A 2,739-nucleotide genomic window follows, 5' to 3' on the forward strand; every position below is an offset into this window, starting at 1 on the left:
CGATGGACAACGTGATCCGCATCCTGCAGAATGACCCGCTGCTGAAAGGGAAGATTGCACTCGACACATTCAGCACACGGACACTCGCTATGGGCGCTTTGCCGTGGAATCCGGAAAAAGAGCGGCGCGTATGGTCGGACAACGACAATAACGGGGCTTTGTGGTATCTGGAATATCGCTTCGACATCACGGGAAAGGACAAGATCTTGAGTGCGTTGGAACTGGCAGCGGAGCGGAATGCGTTCAGTGCGGTAGGAGAATATCTGGAAGGTCTGACATGGGACGGCGTTCCGCGCCTCGATACGCTGTTCTCGGATTATCTGGGCGCCGAGGACACGCCATATACAAGGGCTGCTTGCCGCAAGTCTTTCACGGCGGCAGTAGCCCGGGCGCTGACGCCGGGTTGCAAGTATGACTATGTGCCGGTGCTTGTCGGCAGGCAGGGCCTCGGCAAGAGCACGTTCCTGCGCTATATGGCGCTGTCGTGGTTCAGCGATAGCCTGGCGAGCTTCGAGGGCAAGGACGCGGTCGAAGGGCTGCAGGGGAAATGGATCATCGAACTGTCGGAGATGACGGGATATTCACGGTCGGAGGAAAACACCATCAAGCAGTTCCTCTCGCGCACGAGCGACTATTTCCGCAAGCCCTACGGCCGGAGCGTGGATGAGCGTCCGCGAAAGTGCGTGTTCTTCGGATCTTGCAACGATCATGAATTTCTGAAAGACGGCACAGGGAACCGCAGGTTCTGGCCGATCGACGTAGGCGTGCAGGAATCTTTGAAGAGCGTTTGGGATGATCTGCCAGACGAAATAGACATGATTTGGGCGGAGGCCGCAGAGCGTTTTAGGCAAGGCGAGGCGCTGTATTTGGACGAACAGGGCATCAACGAGGCGGCGCAGGACGCGCAGGGCGGACACCGACAGGTCAGCATCCGCGAAGGATTGATTCGGGACTTCGTGAAAAAGCCCGTACCGCAGGATTTCCATGCGATGAAGCTTTCCGCACGGAGACTTTTCTGGGCGGGATCGTTCGAGGATAGGGGGGATCTCGTTCCTCGCGATCGCGTGTGCGCACTGGAAGTTTGGTGCGAATGCCTGGACGGCGACCCGAAGATGATGCGGCGCAGCGATGCCAAAGAGATCAATCAGATTCTTGCAGGACTTCCGGGGGCAGAGCGGGCAAAGACCGTTCTGCGCTTTGGGTACTGTGGTGCGCAGCGAGGCTTCTTGCTGCACGAGCCGAACGAGTAGCTGTAAAGTTACGCGTAAACATTGAGAACTTATGTGTAACTTTCTCGCAATGTTACGTTGTAAAATTTTTCCACAGTAAAATGGTTACATCAAAGTTTACACCATGGTTACACCCTGTAAACCCTTATATTATCTAGCTTTATACATATTTATGTAACATGTAACAATATATTATATAAAGGGTATAAAAATAGGGGATTAGGCGCAGGGGCTAGAGCCTAAATAGGAATATGTTATACGCGCGCGCGTAAAGTAACACAGAGAGGGTGAAAGCGTGAACGAGAAAATGATTGAGGCAAGGCTGCGCGACGGCGTAAAGGTCTTGGGCGGCGTCGCCTACAAATGGGTATCGCCGGGAAACGCAGGGGTGCCTGACCGCATAGTGGCGCTGCCGGGAGGCGCAGTGCATTTCATCGAGCTTAAGCGCGAGAGCGGCAAGCCGACGCGGATGCAGAAGGCGCAGATCACAAGGCTTCGGGCGTTAGGCGCGGATTGTGCAGTCGTCTATGGCTTGGGTGGCGTCGAATCTTACTTGAAAATCGCGAGAGAGGTGGTGCAGTATGGAATATCGGCCGCACGCTTACCAGAAATATTGCATTGAGCGCGTACTGGATACGCCGAAGCTGGCGCTGTTCCTCGACATGGGGCTTGGCAAGACGAGTATCACGCTTGCCGCCATCTATCAGCTGAAGTACGCGAGGTTCGCCGTGCGCCGCGTGTTGGTGATCGCGCCGAAGAAGGTGGCGGAAGCGACATGGCAGAGGGAGGCGGCGAAGTGGGACGGCATCGGCATCCTACGTATGGCGACGGTGCTGGGCTCGAAAGCGCAGCGCGTACGGGCACTCAATACGCCGGCGGACATCTACATCATCAACCGCGAGAATGTGCCGTGGCTGGTCGACTACTACAAAAACGATTGGCCGTTTGATATGGTGGTCGTCGATGAGTCGTCGAGCTTCAAGAATCCGAGTGCCAAGAGATTTCGGGCGCTGGCGCACATGTACGGGCATATCGAGCGTATGCTGCTTCTGACAGGCACGCCGAGCCCGAACGGCATCATCGACCTTTGGAGCCAAGTCTATCTCCTCGATCGCGGGGAGAGGCTGGGCAGGACGTTCACGGGCTTTCGTGAACGGTACTTCACACCGGGCGAGCGATCGCGCGACGTGATCTACACGTATGAGCCGAAAGCAGGCGCGAAGGACTCCATCATGTCCGCGATCGGCGATATCTGCGTGAGCATGAGAGCTGCAGACTACTTGGAACTGCCGGAGCTTATCGAAAACGTCGTGCCCGTCGTGCTGGATGCCAAGGCGCGAAGAGCCTATGACGATATGGAGCGGACGATGGTGCTTGAGCTTTTGGAAAGCGGCGAGGCGATCACGGCGATGAGCGCGGCGGCGCTGTCGAACAAGCTGCAGCAGCTCGCAAACGGCGCTGTCTATGACGAGGAGCGGCAGGCGCACGAACTGCACGCGTGCAAACTCGA

3 protein-coding genes are annotated in these 2,739 nt (G+C 56.5%); all 3 read left to right on the forward strand.

The annotated features are described in order from the left end of the window. Positions 1–1,250: VapE domain-containing protein (locus tag ACTTKG_RS10230; RefSeq protein ID WP_442674095.1), on the forward strand; the 1,250-nt coding region annotated here is incomplete at its 5' end. A gap of 274 nt (positions 1,251–1,524) precedes the next feature. Continuing rightward, entirely contained in the window at positions 1,525–1,851 is a 327-nt protein-coding gene (locus ACTTKG_RS10235) for a VRR-NUC domain-containing protein (protein ID WP_442674096.1), read from the forward strand. Next, positions 1,811–2,739 (forward strand): SNF2-related protein (locus ACTTKG_RS10240; protein ID WP_442674097.1); only part of this gene is annotated, 929 nt, incomplete at its 3' end. The genes ACTTKG_RS10235 and ACTTKG_RS10240, both read left to right, overlap by 41 nt.

The organism is Selenomonas sp. (assembly GCF_052169755.1).
Classification (GTDB): Bacteria; Bacillota; Negativicutes; order Selenomonadales; family Selenomonadaceae; genus Selenomonas.